We start from the raw sequence: 13,802 nt of genomic DNA, 5'->3' as shown, positions 1-13,802 counted from the left end.
TCAGTGACACCTTAGCAGATTTTTTGTTAAGGTGTTTTTTCTATAGCCTTTAAACGCTAAATCAAATTTTCTGCGTTTTACAGGACTTTGTTAACATTAATTTAATATTTTCGTGCTACACTTTAATGTATTAGAAATTATAACTGTTAAAACAGACAAAGAATGTGAGGAGATTAGGATGTTTTATTTAGATCCAACGTATTTCTTAGTGATTATTGGGATGGTCATTTCGTTAGCAGCATCATCTTATGTTAAAAATACGTTTAATAAATATGATAAATTTCATAGTAAGAAAGCTGTGACGGGAACAGATGCGGCGAAATATATTTTGCAAAGTCAACAAATTCATGATGTCGGTGTGCAACAAATTTCTGGCGACTTAACCGATAACTATAATTCCCAAAAGAAATTATTGAGTTTATCACAGGCAACTGCTAATTCCACTTCAGTAGCAGCTATTGGTGTGGCAGCTCACGAATGTGGTCATGCGGTACAAGACGCACAAAATTATTTTCCTTTAAAATTACGAGCTGCAATTGTGCCAGTAGCGAATTTTGGTTCAGCCGCAGCTATGCCTTTGATTATAGTTGGTGTGTTACTAAGCTGGAACTCTTTCTTGATTAATTTAGGGATTGCTGCTTTTTCACTAGCTTTATTATTTCAATTAGTTACTTTACCAGTTGAATTTAATGCTTCTAAGCGAGCATTAACAATTTTAAGTGACGGGGGCTTGTTAACTGAAGAAGAAGTACCGATGGCGCGGAAAGTCTTGTTTGCTGCAGCCTTAACTTATGTGGCAGCGGCCTTTGCAACTTTTTTACAATTATTAAGATTAGTTCTATTATTTGGTAATAATCGCCGTAATGATTAACAGACAAAAACAAAAAGCTTGTTAACTTTGAAAATGTTCTTCAAAGTTAACAAGCTTTTTTATTGTGCTTATTTAAGCAAATCACTTTTTTTGATAGTTACATTCCCGTGTGTTTCAGTGGAAATAATCACGATGTTTTCTAACACTGAAATTATTTCACCTTCAACTAAAACAGGTTCTTTGGCTACCATACTGCCTTTTACAAAGTCACCTTTTACAAAGTCACCTTTTTTTAATTCCATAATATAAAATCCTCCAACAAATTTTATCTTACTCATGCCTAACGGATTCAACGTCAAAAAAATTTTATAAAAATGTCTAATTTAAAGTTAACCCAGCTTTAAATGTACAGACAAATTTAATTTTTGAGTAGATATTTTTGACGATGGGAGAATAATAACACAAAACTATGAAAAAAAATAGACTTTCTTGAATTTCTTTTGTTAGTTAATTCTTACTAAGGGACTTATGAAATGGTCGTTTTAAGCTGATTAAACCGCGGTTTTATAGATAACAACTGTTATCTATAAAGTCCGGAGACTTTTGTTATGGAAAAATAAAATATGAAAAAATTGTGAAAATTGCACAATTTTAGAAATCACCGCTGATTTAGACTTTTTTTCTTAATAATAGCCAAAGAAAATAAGGCGCACCAATTAAAGAGATAATAATACCAGCCGGGATTTCGCCACTAGATAAAATAATTCTACCTAAAATATCAGCAATCATTACTAAAAGACTACCGATTATTCCACTAAGTAATAGACTTTCACGAGATTCTTTTTGCAATAAACTTTTGGCAATGTGGGGACTTAATAAACCAACAAAAGCTAAGCTCCCGGTAAAAGCCACACAACTTGCTGCCAATGCTACCGCTAAAGCGAGAAAAATTAAACGTTCTTTAACAACATTAACGCCTAAACTAACCGCTTGTTCCTCTCCTAAACTTAAATAATTTAAGATTGGCGTTCTGATGACTGCTAATAATACTAAAAGTATTACAATTGGCAGCAAAATACCGATACTTTTCCAATTAGTTCCCCATAAAGAACCAGCCAACCAAGTAGCTACAAATTGATAACGTTCTTTAGAGAGCTGAACCGTTACTAATAAAGTCAATGCTGATAAACCAGAGTTGACCGCAATCCCGGTTAATAAAACTTTCGTCATAGAAAGCCTTGATCTTGGTTGAAAAGCAAAGAAAACGACAAAAGCAGCAGCTAAAAATCCGCCAGCTATCGCCCAAATCGGCAATAACCAAGAAGCAGCTTGTGCATAAAAGCCAAGATAAACCATAACTAATAAGCCCGCACCGCTATTAATACCTAAAATGCTAGAGTCCGCTAAATCATTACGGGTGATTCCTTGCAGTAAAAAGCCAGAAACCGCAATGCCAAAGCCACCAATCAAAGCTAATAAACTACGAGGAAAACGAAAATCCCAAAAAGTTAATTTTTTTGCCGCCGAACTGGCGCCGGAAACAACATTTAAAATATCTGTTATGGTAAATAAATTTTTACCAATCATCAAACTAGCAGTGAAGACAGTCACAACTAACAGAAGCAGGATTAACCAATTACGTATTTTTTTCATTCGTCTGAACTCCTTACTTTATAAAGTAAGAATGGCACGCCAATCAAAGAGATTAAAATACCAAAAGGTGTTTCAAAAGGTGGATTTAATAAACGAGCACAAAAATCTGCCAACATTACTAATAGTCCTCCTAAAACAATGCTGAAAGGAAGAATTAAGCGATAATTTTCATCAGTAAAGTGGCGAATCGTGTGGGGAACCATTAGCCCGACAAAACTAATCGGACCTACTAGCGCCACTGCAATCCCCGCCAATAAAACCGTTAAAACCACTGCAATTCCGCGGATTAAAACTGGATTTTTTCCTAAAGAAATCGCCGTTTCATCACCTAAAACCAGACAGTTAATTTGATTCCCTAAGAAAAGACTAGCCAAACTTCCAAAAATGAAAATTGGTAAAACTTGCCAAAATTGTTGCCAAGTCACATTTGCCACGCCACCAATATACCAAAAAGCTAAATCTTGTTGCAGATTAAAGAATAAAGCCATTGCTTGACTAATCGCTGAAAACAGCGAACTGATAGCCACCCCAGCTAAAACCAGCTGAACGGCAGAAAAACTGCTGGAAGAAATATTAGTAATTAAAAAAATAATCAAAGTGACTAACAAGGCGCTACCAAAAGAAAAGAGCAGTGTGCTGCTGGTTGAAGCTTTTGGAAATAAAATAAAACACAAAGCCAAACCAAAAGCTGCGCCGCTGTTAATTCCTAACAAGCCAGATTCCGCCAAAGGATTACGAGTAATCCCTTGCATTAAAGCACCACTCACCGCAAAACAACTGCCCACTAAAAAAGAAGCCAAAATTCGTGGTAAGCGCAAGTTACGAATAATCTGCTGACTTTGGTTATTTTTATCAAAATGAAACAAAGCTTGATAAATCGTCTTTCTCTCAACCATAACGGCACCATTGGTTAAAGATAAATAGAAAACCAGCAAACAAAGTAATAATAACCCCACCATAATCAAAGGCGTTTTTTTAACTTTCATCATTTTCACCTCTGATTAAATCATAACTAAGTACCAAAGGCTTATTACTATTGGGAAAGGTACCTAGTAACGCATCAATTTCATATAATTCTTTTAACCAGTGATTGGTTAAAACTTCTTCAACTGGACCTTCCACAATTAATTGACCAGCTTTTAAAGCATAGAGATAATCACAAAAACGCGAAGCATGATTCAAATCATGAATAGACATAATAATCGTTTTTTGCTGTTGTTGATTAATTTCTTGCAATAAATTCAAAATTTCTAACTGATGCGCCAAATCTAAAAAAGTAGTCGGTTCATCTAAAATCGTGATATCGGTATCCTGAGCTAAAGCTAAAGCAATCCAAACTCGCTGACGTTGGCCGCCAGATAGAGCGTTGACCTTAGCGTCCGCTAATTTAGCTAAGCCAGTTGCCTTTAAAGCCCAATCAATAGCGGCGTAGTCTTCCTCAGATAAACGCCCTAATGATTTTTGATAAGGAAAACGCCCATAGGAAATCACTTCGCGAACAGTTAAACCAATGCCACTTTCATTGGCTTGTGGTAAAAGGGCAATTTTTTTAGCGACTTCTTTGGTTGTTAAAGACTGAATCGTTTGATTATCTAGTAAAACTTCTCCTTGTTGTGGCAATAAAATCCGGGCTAAAGCTTTAAGTAAAGTTGATTTTCCGCTGCCATTAGGACCGATTAAACCGATAATTTTTCCTTTAGGAATAGTCAATGATAAATTTTTGACGATTGTCTTTTTTTGATAACCGACAAAAAGATTATGAGTATGTAATTCTGTCATAAGGCTCCTTTTTGAACAAACTTCATAGTTATGAAGCTGTTTCTAAATGTCATTGATAATGATTATCGATTATGCCTTTTATTTGTCTGTTCGTCAATCTTAATTTTAGGGAATATAAAAAATGATTGACTTTATTTTATAATTTGATAGTATCTTTAATTGATAACGATTATCATTATTAAAAAGAAAAGAGGACATATACTTTGAAAAGGAAAAAGTTTTTATCATTTTTATTAGTTGGTGCTTCAGCATTAACAATGGTTGCCTGTGGGAGTAATAGTGCTGAAACCAAAGAATCTGCAACAAGTAACGAAGAATCAAAAGCTTCCGTTCAGATAGATAATTTAGGTCATGAAGTAGAAATTCCTAAAGATCCTCAAAGAATTGTGGGGAGCTATTTAGAAGATTTTTTAGTGGCTTTAGAAGTGACACCAGTAGCGCAATGGACAGTTGGCGGTGGCTCACGACAAATGTATTTACAGGAGCAATTAGAAGATCTTCCATTAATTAATTATGATTTACCTTATGAAGATTTATTAGCGTTGGAACCCGATCTGGTATTGGTAGAATCAGATCCTTTAGTTGAAGGGGATAAATACGCTGAGTATAGCAAAATTGACGCAACTTACGTTGTTAAAAACGGGGAAGGTATCACTTGGCGCAATAAGTTAAATGATATTGCTGCGGTTTTAAACAAGGAAGAAAAAGCGGAAGAAGTAATTGCTGATTATGAAACTTTAGTTGAAGAAACTAAAACTGATTATGCTGATAAAATTCAAGGAAAATCAGTCGCTATTTTGTGGGTAACTAATAATTCAGCATTTATGGTAGCTAAAGATCGCTCTAGCGGTGACTTAGTTTATAATCAATTAGGTTTTGCTGTTCCTGAATTGGTGGCTGAAGTTAGCGCGACAGCAGAAGCTGATTTCAGCGCTGTTTCTTTAGAAAAATTAGCTGAACTAGATGCTGATTATTTAATTTTAGTTAATAGCGATCAAGGGGCAGCGATGTTTGATGATCAAATTTGGCAAAATCTCCCCGCTGTTAAGAATGGCAATTTGTGGGAATTCAGCAGCGAATCAAGCTGGTTATATAACGGCCCAATCGCTTATACTGAAATGATTGAAGATGTTAAAGAACAGTTGAAATAAAGAAAAATCCCTGCGGTGAAATTTGCCGTGGGGATTTTTTGATTTGATAGAAAAATAGCATATAGGGATAAAAAACCGTTAGCCGATTTGGATATCAGCTAACAGTTTGTTAATTTTTATATGCCAGGAGGGATTCGAACCCCCGACCGCTCGCTTAGAAGGCGAGTGCTCTATCCAGCTGAGCTACTGGCACAAATTGAAAAAGATTGTTTTTAGCAACAAATAGAATTGTAACAGAAGCAGGCTTAAGATTCAACCGTAAATCTGAATTTTTGTTATAAAAAGTTAATCACAACGAGCCAGCTCGCTTTACCAAATATAATAGGAAGGAATTGAAATTTTGTTCTGCTTTTTGAAATGAGTAATTGCTGAATATTGTTGTGGCTTCAGAAAAAATCATTGCTTTTTCTGAAAATATTTGTTATGATGTTAATGTTGTAATTGTGGACTCCACAGCTACAACCGCACAGAACAAGTATTAAGTACAAGGGATTGTCACTTGGGATGGCGAGTCTAAGTATATTATAAGGAGGTGCTGTTAAGCATGTACGCAATTATCAAAACTGGTGGTAAACAAGTAAAAGTTGAGGTTGGTCAAGCAATTTACGTTGAAAAATTAAACGTAGAAGCTGGCGAAAAAGTTGTTTTTGACGAAGTTATTTTAGTCGGTGGTGAAACTACAACTGTAGGTACGCCTACTGTTGCTGGTGCAACTGTTGAAGGAACTGTTGAAAAACACGGTAAACAAAAGAAAGTTGTTACTTTCAAATACAAACCTAAAAAACATACTCACCGTAAACAAGGTCATCGTCAACCTTACACAAAAGTTGTTATCAACGCAATCAACGCATAGTTTGATGCGAGAAAGAAGGCCTAATTTCTGATGATTTTAGGAACTTTTTATCGAAATGAAGCAGGGCAAGTAACTTCTTTTGAAATTACTGGTCATGCCGGGTTTGGTGTTGAAGGAGAAGACATTGTTTGTGCAGCGGCTTCGTCTTTAGCTATCACAACCTTGAACAGTATTGATGCGTTAGCTGGGTTTCAGCCAATTGTTAAAGTTGATGAAATCGAAGGTGGTTATCTGTCGGCAGTGATGTCAACAGCAATCAACCAAGAACAAATTAATATTGCTCAAATTCTTTTGGAAAGCTTAGCAATCGGCTTCCAATCGATTCAAGAAGAATATTCAGAGTATCTTCAAATAAAAACAATTAATCAATAATAAATAGTAGGAGGTGCCGAACATGTTATTAAAACTTAATTTACAATTATTCGCCCATAAAAAAGGTGGCGGTTCTACTTCAAACGGTCGTGATTCAGAATCTAAACGTTTAGGTGCAAAACGCGCTGATGGACAAACTGTTACTGGTGGATCAATTCTTTACCGTCAACGTGGTACAAGAATTTACCCAGGAGTAAACGTTGGTATTGGTGGCGATGATACATTATTCGCTAAATGTGATGGTGTAGTACGTTTCGAACGTAAAGGTCGCGACAAAAAGCAAGTTTCAGTTTACCCAAAAGCTCAATAAAAGTATGATATTCTAGCTAGAATCTTTAGATGATAAGGATTCTAGCTTTTTTGTATACACTTTTTTTGGAGGAATTCCTTTTTAGACACTTATTTATTAGGATTTTCAAGTGAATTCTTATATATCTGCTTTTGTCAGAATGATAATTATGGTAAAATGAATTTTAGTGCGAAAATTAAAAAAAACTTAAAAATTCAAATATTATAGGTGAATATATAAATGAAAAAAATAAAAATTAATGGTGGTCGTCCACTAAAAGGTGAAGTTACGATAAGTGGCGCTAAAAATAGTGCCGTTGCTTTGATTCCCGCAGCTATTCTTGCCGATTCCCCAGTTACACTTGACGGTGTTCCCGATATTAACGATGTTCATTCCTTGATTGAAATTCTTGAAATTATGGGTGCAAAAACAACTTTTGCCAACAATCAATTGATTATTGACCCTAGTGAAATTATTTCCGTGCCAATGCCTAGTGGTAAAATTAATAGTTTAAGAGCTTCTTACTATTTTATGGGCTCATTGCTTGGTAAATTTGGTGAAGCGGTTGTTGGTTTGCCTGGTGGTTGTTATTTAGGGCCACGACCGATTGATTTACATGTTAAGGGCTTTGAAGCGCTTGGTGCAGAAGTTAATAACGAGCATGGTGCCATGTATTTGCGGACTTCTGAAGAGGGTTTGCAAGGAACACGGATTTTCATGGATATGGTTTCAATTGGCGCAACTATCAACGTGATGTTAGCGGCTGTAAAAGCCAAAGGTAAAACGATTATTGAAAATGCAGCCCGTGAACCAGAAATTATTGATGTCGCTACACTTTTAAACAATATGGGCGCTGAAATTCGTGGTGCTGGTACTGATATTATCCGAATTGAAGGGGTGGAACAGCTACATGGCTGTCGTCATTCCATTATTCCTGACCGGATTGAAGCAGGTACTTATTTATCTTTAGCGGCAGCAGCTGGTGAAGGTGTTACAGTGAAAAACGTCATTTTTGAGCATTTGGAAAGTTTTATTGCTAAGCTGCAAGAGATGGGTGTGCGGATGGATATTCGTGAAGATGAAATCCATGTTTTTCCTTCTCATGACTTAAAAGCTGTTAATGTAAAAACCTATCCTTATCCAGGTTTTGCAACAGATTTACAACAGCCACTTACGCCGTTACTTTTAAAAGCTAATGGCAAAGCGGAAATTAGTGATACCATTTACGAAAAAAGAATTAACCATATTCCAGAATTAGCAAGAATGGGAGCAGATGCTACTGTTGAAGGCAATTTAATTATGTTAAATGGCCCGGCTAAGCTACAAGGAACAGAAGTTGTTGCTTCTGATTTACGAGCAGGGGCATGTCTTGTTATTGCTGGCTTGATGGCAGAAGGAACAACGACAATTTTTAATGTTGAGTATATTTTGCGTGGCTATGATCATATTATTGAAAAGTTGACAAATTTAGGTGCTGATATCGAAATGATCGAAGAAGAGGCGGAAAAATAATGAGCGACTATTTAACAATGGGGGAATTGGAAACCAAAACTCTCAAAGAGATTTATGCTTATGCCAAGGATTTTAAAATCCCTTACTATAGTCAAATGAACAAAAAAGAATTAGCTTTAGCAGTTATTCGCGCCCAAGCTGAAAAACAAGGTTTTTTCTATATGGAAGGCGTTCTTGATATTGTTGGTCAAGAGGGTTACGGCTTTTTAAGACCAATTAACTATGGACCAAGTGCGGAAGATATTTATATTTCTTCTTCACAAATCCGCAGATTTGGTTTACGAAATGGCGATAAAGTTGCCGGTAAAGCCCGCCCACCGAAAGAATCAGAACGTTATTATGGCTTGATGCATGTGGAATCAGTTAATGGTAAAGATCCCGAAGAAGCCAAAGAACGTCCGCATTTTCCAGCCTTAACACCGCTATATCCTAACAAACAGGTGAATTTAGAAACAACACCTGGCCGCTTAGCTACCCGGATGATTGATTTATTTGCACCGGTTGGTTTTGGTCAGCGGGGCTTAATAGTGGCACCGCCAAAAGCAGGTAAAACTAGCGTGCTGAAAGAAATTGCCAACGGAATTACCGATAATTATCCAGATGTTGAATTAATTTTACTACTAATTGACGAAAGACCTGAAGAAGTAACGGATTTAGAGCGAAGTGTAAAAGGCGATGTAGTTTCATCAACCTTTGATCAACAGCCGCAAAATCATACCCGAGTTTCAGAATTAGTGTTAGAGCGGGCGATGCGTTTGGTAGAAGATAAGCGGGATGTTGTTATTTTAATGGATAGTATTACCCGTTTAGCGCGAGCTTACAACTTAGTAATTCCCCCTAGTGGCCGAACTTTAAGTGGTGGGATTGATCCGGCGGCGTTATATAAACCAAAAAAATTCTTCGGGGCAGCCCGGAATATTGAAGAAGGCGGCAGCTTGACGATTTTAGCGACAGCTTTAGTGGATACGGGTAGTCGCATGGACGATATTATTTACGAAGAGTTTAAAGGAACTGGCAATTTAGAATTGCATCTATCTCGTGATTTAGCTGAACGTCGTATTTTCCCAGCGATTGATATTAAAAAATCTGGTACTCGTAAAGAAGAATTGTTAATGACACCAGCGCAATTAGAAGAAACATGGAAATTGCGTAATCACATGAGTGGCGACTCTTTAGAGTATACCGAACAATTCGTTCAATTTTTACGAAAAAGCAAAAATAATCAAGACTTTTTGAAAGCTTTCCAAGATGTTAATTTTGGCAACCGTTCTTCAAAAAGAAATTTAAAAAGATAATTGCAACTGAACTTAAATCATGATAAGATATGAGTGTTGTATATCGACAAAATAACTCTGTTTCAGCAAATGATTCAGGGCGAAGGAGCGTAATTTAAACATGAAAAAAGAAATCCATCCAGAATATCATCCAGTAGTATTTATGGATTCAACAACAGGTTTCAAATTCTTGTCAGGTTCTACTAAGAACAGCCAAGAAACTGTTGAATGGGAAGATGGTAACACTTACCCAGTAATCCGTGTCGAAGTAACTTCTGACTCTCATCCATTCTACACTGGACGTCAAAAATTCACACAAGCAGACGGACGTGTGGACCGTTTCAACAAAAAATACGGTCTCAAAGACGCAAACGCTGCGGAATAAGACAGGTCAAAGAAAACGTTGTTATATCAACGCTTATGAGGGTTTTCTCCACGAGAGAAAATCCTCTTTTTCTTTTTGACCATACTTTTGACCATACTTTTTGAAAAAAATGACTTTCTAGTTGCTCATGAATGCCGCAAAATTATTTGCGGTTTTTTCTTTTTGTTGTTCGGTAACATGAGCGTAGATGTTCATAGTCGTTTTAATATCAGTATGTCCTAATCTTTCTTGGACTTCTTTTATAGTTGCACCAGATTCAAATAATAAACTACAATGTGTATGTCTGAAGCCATGAACGGTAATATAGTTCAATTTATTTTCATTAATGATTTGTTTGAGATTGTGATTTAAGAAATCTAAATAGATAGGTCTGTTAGAATCTAATTGAGTAAATAATAATTGATTTATATCAAGACTATTTATCCCCATTTTAAATAAAATTTTACGTTGTTCATTTTTCCATTTTTTGATAGTATGAATAGTCTCATCATCAATTGAAATCGTTCGGCTACTTTTTGCAGTTTTTGGAGTTTGAAAATCTAATTTCCAATCTTTGACAGTAGTTAATGTTTGTTTTACAGATAAAGTTTTTGCACTGAAATTAATATCTTTCCAACGAAGTGCAAGCAGTTCACCTTTTCTTAAGCCTGTAAAAGCTAGTATCCTAAACATGGCATATAATTGAAGAGAATATTTACTGCTCACAATATTCAAAAATGCATTCAATTCATTTTTTGTGTAATGAGGAGTGGAAATTTCTTCTTCATCAATTTTTTTGCGGCGTTTTGGTCTAACAATTCCGTCCATAGGGTTTGTTTGAATTATTCTAAGACTAATTCCGAACTGAAAAATCGAAGAAGTGAGCCCTATTAAATTTGAATATTTTTTGTAATAGGAAAACCAGTGATTGACCTGTGTTTGACAATAAGGAATAGTAATTTTAGATACTTTAATTTTCCCAAATAATGGCAGCACATGTTTAGTTAATGCCAATTTTTGGACTACAAAGGTACTTTCCTTAACGGTGTTTTGATATTGTTCCAACCACATTTCTGCTAACTGCTCAAATGTGATTTTTGAATCAATCACTGCTTCGTTTGTTTTGTATTGAAACTGAAGCCTTCCCATAGCAAGCTTAGCTTCTTTTTTTGTTTTAAATCCTCTTTTTGTTGTATATTTTTTCTTTCCTGTGTAAGGATCAATCCCTAAGTATGTTTTGAATAAATAGGCAGTTGAACCATCTTTTTTGTTGTATTTTTTTATCAATTTCATTCTTCCCTTCTTGCCGCCAGCATGTAGAGTGAATGAAATAGATGTGAATCCCCACCTTTCTCTATATAAATAAATCCTCTAATACGAATCGAACGTATATGAACTCACCAGAGAGAGGAATGGGTTATAAAACTTTTCCAATAATCCTAATGTTTTTCATCGGATATATCATATCAGCATATTTGTCATTGATTGAACGAAGGATAATTTTTCCTTGTTCCCAATCGTAATGTATTTTTTTGCATGTTACACCTTCATCAGCAATTGCTATAATTGCAACTTCACCGTTTTCGACTTCAGGCTGCCAATGTACAAATACTTGTGTCCCTTTTTTGTAATCAGGTTCCATTGAATCTCCAGCAATGGTTACTATCTCGTCTGCATTTTTAGGAATATCACGTTGGCTGACAATCATAGTAATGGTGTTCTCATCTTGTAAATCGCCATCTAATGGAGTACCAGCAGCAGTAGAACGACCATTTAGGATTTCTTTAGTAGGAAATTCAATCGTATTTTCTTCTACTACAAGTTGTTGTTCTTCTAGTTGTTTTGTTGCAAAAACATAAACATTATTTTTCCTTTTTTTATTTAGCTTTTTGTAAATAGGAAGAATATCAGCAGTATCATCTGTCCAACCCATTAGGTAGGCAGGTGTAGTTTTGAGAACATCAGCTATGTCATCAAGAATTTTAGTTGGTAGCTTTTCAATATCCCCTTTTTCATATCTGAAAATAGTAGACCTTGAAACTGATAGCTTTTTTGCTACTATATCCGCACTTATTCCTAATTCTTTTCTTCTTTGCTTCATTCTTTCCCCAACAGACATAAAAATACCTCCTTTTAAATTTGTTTAAATTCATTGTAAAGCAAGTGTTGCATTTTTGCAACAAAAAAGTGTCGCACAAACGCAACTTTTTTGTTGACTTATAAAAAAACAAAGAATATACTTTGTTTATTGAATCGCATAAATGCGACAGGAAGGAGTTGGGATAATGATAAACAGTCTAAAATTGAAAGGACTGATTGTAGAACGAGGAACAACCCAGGAAGCAGTTGCTAATGCAATTGGAATTAGTCGGAGTACCTTTTATAGGAAAATGAAAAATGGTGGGGATTTTTCAATTGAAGAAGTTCAGCAAATGGTTCTAGAAATCCCGTTATCAAATGATGAAGCCATTGAAATTTTTTTTAGTGGGATAGTCGCATAAACGCGATTTGGAAGGTTTCATTTAATAAAAGTAAGTTGGGAGGTCAATAAATGCAATTAAATACACCAATAGTTTTGCCAGATGATTTTATTGATGAAGTAGCAGACACAATTGTTCAAGTAATCATGAATAGAATTGATAAACAATTGTTGATTAGTGAATTGCCACCATATCCGAATAAGAAAGAAATAATGAAAACTTTCCGTGTTGGAGATGAACGTATTAATCAATGGATGAATGACGGATTATTTTCAGTTGGAGCTTTTGGCAATAAGGAAGTTCGATTTGATCGTGATGACATAAAAAAATATATTAATTCAACAAAATACTAATTATATGTCGCCAGCATGTAGAGGAAAGGTGATTTAATGAAAAAACTGAAAAAGCCAACAAGAAAAATGAAAGAATTAATTGCTGAACAACAAGTAGGGCGTGCAAATTTGAACCCGAATAATTGGTTGATTGAACGACACGTTGGAAATCAAGTTGTGTGTGTTAATCGAAAATCAATGAAAAAATTAGTGATTGAAATTTAAGAGGTAGATCAATGGAATTTAAAAAATACCGGGCAACAAGAAGAAATAGTGAATTGTTAGCTAAAGCATTAGAAGCTATATACGGTAGACAAGAAGCTCAATATGGCTATCTTGAACATGATTATGAATGTTGGAAAATGGATAATTGGCATAAAATGTTTCACAATGTAGTAAATTTTAAAATGCAAGAATTAGAACAAGAAGGTTACTAAAATGAGGTGAAATATGGAAAAAGTAAAAGAAAAAATATTACCAAATAGAATGTTACTTAGTGAATGGTATAAAGAACATTATGATTTAGCAGATGTAGAGATTGCTGCTGAATTACGGTATTTACATTTTGAAGCTGTAATTAAGTTAACTAACAAACTACAAAAATATCGAAGAGAAGGAAAACTATTTGATGGAATGATTCTTAAAATGACACCTAGAAAAATAGGATTTACTTTTGTTGGTAAGGTTAGAATTGTTGAAAATGAAATAGATTTTGAAAAAATAGAAATTTATGTTTAATCGTCAGAGAAACTTGCTTTTATAGAGCAGCTAATAAAAAAACTTAGATGTTGTATTAAAGCAAGTTTTCAAAAGACATTGCTTTGAATCGTCCTTTGAAAATTGAAAAAGAACCAATAGTTAAGTTGGTAGACTTACTCTTGAGGAAGAGGTTATAAACCAAGTTTACTATTGATTCTCATACAAAGAGAAAG

19 protein-coding genes, 1 tRNA gene and 1 other annotated feature are annotated in these 13,802 nt (G+C 35.0%); of the genes, 13 read left to right on the top strand and 7 right to left on the bottom strand.

The window, feature by feature from the left end; translation table 11 throughout:
* Nucleotides 1-178 precede the first annotated feature (178 nt).
* Complete coding sequence (locus tag M2139_RS02755) at nucleotides 179-871, top strand: zinc metallopeptidase (RefSeq protein WP_280737408.1); 693 nt, start codon at nucleotides 179-181, stop codon at nucleotides 869-871.
* A 68-nt stretch (nucleotides 872-939) separates the two neighbouring features.
* Here the strand turns inward: M2139_RS02755 and M2139_RS02750 are convergent, their stop codons facing one another.
* The 4 genes from M2139_RS02750 to M2139_RS02735 form a co-directional block, all read right to left on the bottom strand.
* Nucleotides 940-1,113, bottom strand: a complete 174-nt coding sequence (locus M2139_RS02750) for a hypothetical protein (RefSeq protein ID WP_280737407.1) — start codon at nucleotides 1,111-1,113, stop codon at nucleotides 940-942.
* A 367-nt stretch (nucleotides 1,114-1,480) separates the two neighbouring features.
* Nucleotides 1,481-2,464 (bottom strand): iron ABC transporter permease, encoded by a 984-nt coding sequence (locus M2139_RS02745; protein ID WP_280737406.1) that lies wholly within the window; start codon nucleotides 2,462-2,464, stop codon nucleotides 1,481-1,483.
* A complete protein-coding gene (locus M2139_RS02740) occupies nucleotides 2,461-3,450 on the bottom strand; it encodes an iron ABC transporter permease (protein WP_280737495.1) in 990 nt (329 codons plus the stop codon). The genes M2139_RS02745 and M2139_RS02740 overlap by 4 nt, the downstream gene beginning before the upstream one ends.
* Nucleotides 3,440-4,243, bottom strand: coding sequence for an ABC transporter ATP-binding protein (locus M2139_RS02735; RefSeq protein ID WP_280737405.1), 804 nt, complete (start codon nucleotides 4,241-4,243; stop codon nucleotides 3,440-3,442). Before M2139_RS02735 ends, M2139_RS02740 begins: the two co-directional genes overlap by 11 nt.
* Before the next feature lie 257 nt (nucleotides 4,244-4,500).
* Between M2139_RS02735 and M2139_RS02730 the strand changes: the two genes are divergently transcribed.
* Nucleotides 4,501-5,394 (top strand): ABC transporter substrate-binding protein, encoded by an 894-nt coding sequence (locus M2139_RS02730; protein WP_280737494.1) that lies wholly within the window; start codon nucleotides 4,501-4,503, stop codon nucleotides 5,392-5,394.
* A gap of 119 nt (nucleotides 5,395-5,513) precedes the next feature.
* On the opposite strand, the gene M2139_RS02725 is transcribed toward M2139_RS02730, so the two are convergent.
* Nucleotides 5,514-5,587: transfer RNA gene (locus M2139_RS02725), tRNA-Arg, on the bottom strand.
* A 257-nt stretch (nucleotides 5,588-5,844) separates the two neighbouring features.
* Nucleotides 5,845-5,919: a sequence feature (ribosomal protein L21 leader region), on the top strand.
* A 19-nt stretch (nucleotides 5,920-5,938) separates the two neighbouring features.
* On the opposite strand from M2139_RS02725, the gene rplU reads away from it, so the two are divergent.
* The 6 genes from rplU (at nucleotide 5,939) to M2139_RS02695 (ending at nucleotide 10,079) form a co-directional block, all read left to right on the top strand.
* Nucleotides 5,939-6,247 carry a 50S ribosomal protein L21 gene (gene rplU / locus M2139_RS02720; RefSeq protein WP_280737404.1) on the top strand — a complete coding sequence of 103 codons (309 nt, stop codon included), beginning with the start codon at nucleotides 5,939-5,941 and terminating at the stop codon, nucleotides 6,245-6,247.
* 30 nt (nucleotides 6,248-6,277) lie between these two features.
* Nucleotides 6,278-6,619, top strand: coding sequence for a ribosomal-processing cysteine protease Prp (locus M2139_RS02715; protein WP_280737403.1), 342 nt, complete (start codon nucleotides 6,278-6,280; stop codon nucleotides 6,617-6,619).
* A gap of 22 nt (nucleotides 6,620-6,641) precedes the next feature.
* Nucleotides 6,642-6,929, top strand: a complete 288-nt coding sequence (rpmA, locus tag M2139_RS02710; protein ID WP_280737402.1) for a 50S ribosomal protein L27 — start codon at nucleotides 6,642-6,644, stop codon at nucleotides 6,927-6,929.
* Nucleotides 6,930-7,148: 219 nt separating this feature from the next.
* Nucleotides 7,149-8,420, top strand: coding sequence for a UDP-N-acetylglucosamine 1-carboxyvinyltransferase (locus tag M2139_RS02705; RefSeq protein WP_280737401.1), 1,272 nt, complete (start codon nucleotides 7,149-7,151; stop codon nucleotides 8,418-8,420).
* On the top strand, nucleotides 8,420-9,715 hold the full coding sequence (gene rho, locus M2139_RS02700; protein WP_280737400.1) for a transcription termination factor Rho: 1,296 nt from the start codon (nucleotides 8,420-8,422) through the stop codon (nucleotides 9,713-9,715). Before M2139_RS02705 ends, rho begins: the two co-directional genes overlap by 1 nt.
* Before the next feature lie 100 nt (nucleotides 9,716-9,815).
* Nucleotides 9,816-10,079, top strand: a complete 264-nt coding sequence (locus M2139_RS02695) for a type B 50S ribosomal protein L31 (RefSeq protein ID WP_280737399.1) — start codon at nucleotides 9,816-9,818, stop codon at nucleotides 10,077-10,079.
* 117 nt (nucleotides 10,080-10,196) lie between these two features.
* On the opposite strand, the gene M2139_RS02690 is transcribed toward M2139_RS02695, so the two are convergent.
* Both M2139_RS02690 and M2139_RS02685 read right to left on the bottom strand, forming a co-directional pair.
* On the bottom strand, nucleotides 10,197-11,351 hold the full coding sequence (locus M2139_RS02690; protein WP_280737398.1) for a site-specific integrase: 1,155 nt from the start codon (nucleotides 11,349-11,351) through the stop codon (nucleotides 10,197-10,199).
* Between the two features lie 124 nt (nucleotides 11,352-11,475).
* Complete coding sequence (locus M2139_RS02685) at nucleotides 11,476-12,177, bottom strand: XRE family transcriptional regulator (RefSeq protein ID WP_280737397.1); 702 nt, start codon at nucleotides 12,175-12,177, stop codon at nucleotides 11,476-11,478.
* 166 nt (nucleotides 12,178-12,343) lie between these two features.
* Here M2139_RS02685 and M2139_RS02680 point away from each other — a divergent pair, with 166 nt between their 5' ends.
* The 5 genes from M2139_RS02680 to M2139_RS02660 are packed head-to-tail and all read left to right on the top strand — an operon-like array spanning nucleotide 12,344 to nucleotide 13,608.
* Nucleotides 12,344-12,559 (top strand): XRE family transcriptional regulator, encoded by a 216-nt coding sequence (locus tag M2139_RS02680; RefSeq protein WP_280737396.1) that lies wholly within the window; start codon nucleotides 12,344-12,346, stop codon nucleotides 12,557-12,559.
* A 50-nt stretch (nucleotides 12,560-12,609) separates the two neighbouring features.
* Nucleotides 12,610-12,891 (top strand): DNA-binding protein, encoded by a 282-nt coding sequence (locus tag M2139_RS02675; protein ID WP_280737395.1) that lies wholly within the window; start codon nucleotides 12,610-12,612, stop codon nucleotides 12,889-12,891.
* 36 nt (nucleotides 12,892-12,927) lie between these two features.
* Nucleotides 12,928-13,095: a hypothetical protein gene (locus M2139_RS02670; protein ID WP_280737394.1), complete on the top strand. Its 168-nt coding sequence runs from the start codon at nucleotides 12,928-12,930 to the stop codon at nucleotides 13,093-13,095.
* An 11-nt stretch (nucleotides 13,096-13,106) separates the two neighbouring features.
* A complete protein-coding gene (locus tag M2139_RS02665) occupies nucleotides 13,107-13,307 on the top strand; it encodes a hypothetical protein (RefSeq protein ID WP_280737393.1) in 201 nt (66 codons plus the stop codon).
* Nucleotides 13,308-13,320: 13 nt separating this feature from the next.
* Nucleotides 13,321-13,608, top strand: a complete 288-nt coding sequence (locus tag M2139_RS02660) for a hypothetical protein (RefSeq protein WP_280737392.1) — start codon at nucleotides 13,321-13,323, stop codon at nucleotides 13,606-13,608.
* Nucleotides 13,609-13,802: the final 194 nt, after the last annotated feature.

It is taken from the genome of Enterococcus sp. PF1-24 (assembly GCF_029893325.1).
In the GTDB taxonomy this organism is placed as follows: domain Bacteria; phylum Bacillota; class Bacilli; order Lactobacillales; family Enterococcaceae; genus HY326.
Note: the sequence above shows the minus strand (reverse complement) of the source record. Positions and strands in the feature narration are given on the sequence as shown.

Excerpts from the sequence above, each read along its gene's own strand:
- M2139_RS02755 (WP_280737408.1), top strand. The coding sequence starts at position 179 with ATGTTTTATTTAGATCCAACGTATTTCTTAGTGATTATTGGGATGGTC.
- rho (WP_280737400.1), top strand. The coding sequence starts at position 8,420 with ATGAGCGACTATTTAACAATGGGGGAATTGGAAACCAAAACTCTCAAA.
- M2139_RS02705 (WP_280737401.1), top strand. The coding sequence starts at position 7,149 with ATGAAAAAAATAAAAATTAATGGTGGTCGTCCACTAAAAGGTGAAGTT.
- M2139_RS02735 (WP_280737405.1), bottom strand. The coding sequence starts at position 4,243 with ATGACAGAATTACATACTCATAATCTTTTTGTCGGTTATCAAAAAAAG.
- M2139_RS02660 (WP_280737392.1), top strand. The coding sequence starts at position 13,321 with ATGGAAAAAGTAAAAGAAAAAATATTACCAAATAGAATGTTACTTAGT.
- M2139_RS02665 (WP_280737393.1), top strand. The coding sequence starts at position 13,107 with ATGGAATTTAAAAAATACCGGGCAACAAGAAGAAATAGTGAATTGTTA.
- M2139_RS02745 (WP_280737406.1), bottom strand. The coding sequence starts at position 2,464 with ATGAAAAAAATACGTAATTGGTTAATCCTGCTTCTGTTAGTTGTGACT.
- M2139_RS02685 (WP_280737397.1), bottom strand. The coding sequence starts at position 12,177 with ATGTCTGTTGGGGAAAGAATGAAGCAAAGAAGAAAAGAATTAGGAATA.
- M2139_RS02690 (WP_280737398.1), bottom strand. The coding sequence starts at position 11,351 with ATGAAATTGATAAAAAAATACAACAAAAAAGATGGTTCAACTGCCTAT.
- M2139_RS02750 (WP_280737407.1), bottom strand. The coding sequence starts at position 1,113 with ATGGAATTAAAAAAAGGTGACTTTGTAAAAGGTGACTTTGTAAAAGGC.
- M2139_RS02675 (WP_280737395.1), top strand. The coding sequence starts at position 12,610 with ATGCAATTAAATACACCAATAGTTTTGCCAGATGATTTTATTGATGAA.
- M2139_RS02730 (WP_280737494.1), top strand. The coding sequence starts at position 4,501 with ATGGTTGCCTGTGGGAGTAATAGTGCTGAAACCAAAGAATCTGCAACA.
- rplU (WP_280737404.1), top strand. The coding sequence starts at position 5,939 with ATGTACGCAATTATCAAAACTGGTGGTAAACAAGTAAAAGTTGAGGTT.
- rpmA (WP_280737402.1), top strand. The coding sequence starts at position 6,642 with ATGTTATTAAAACTTAATTTACAATTATTCGCCCATAAAAAAGGTGGC.
- M2139_RS02670 (WP_280737394.1), top strand. The coding sequence starts at position 12,928 with ATGAAAAAACTGAAAAAGCCAACAAGAAAAATGAAAGAATTAATTGCT.
- M2139_RS02740 (WP_280737495.1), bottom strand. The coding sequence starts at position 3,450 with ATGAAAGTTAAAAAAACGCCTTTGATTATGGTGGGGTTATTATTACTT.
- M2139_RS02680 (WP_280737396.1), top strand. The coding sequence starts at position 12,344 with ATGATAAACAGTCTAAAATTGAAAGGACTGATTGTAGAACGAGGAACA.
- M2139_RS02715 (WP_280737403.1), top strand. The coding sequence starts at position 6,278 with ATGATTTTAGGAACTTTTTATCGAAATGAAGCAGGGCAAGTAACTTCT.
- M2139_RS02695 (WP_280737399.1), top strand. The coding sequence starts at position 9,816 with ATGAAAAAAGAAATCCATCCAGAATATCATCCAGTAGTATTTATGGAT.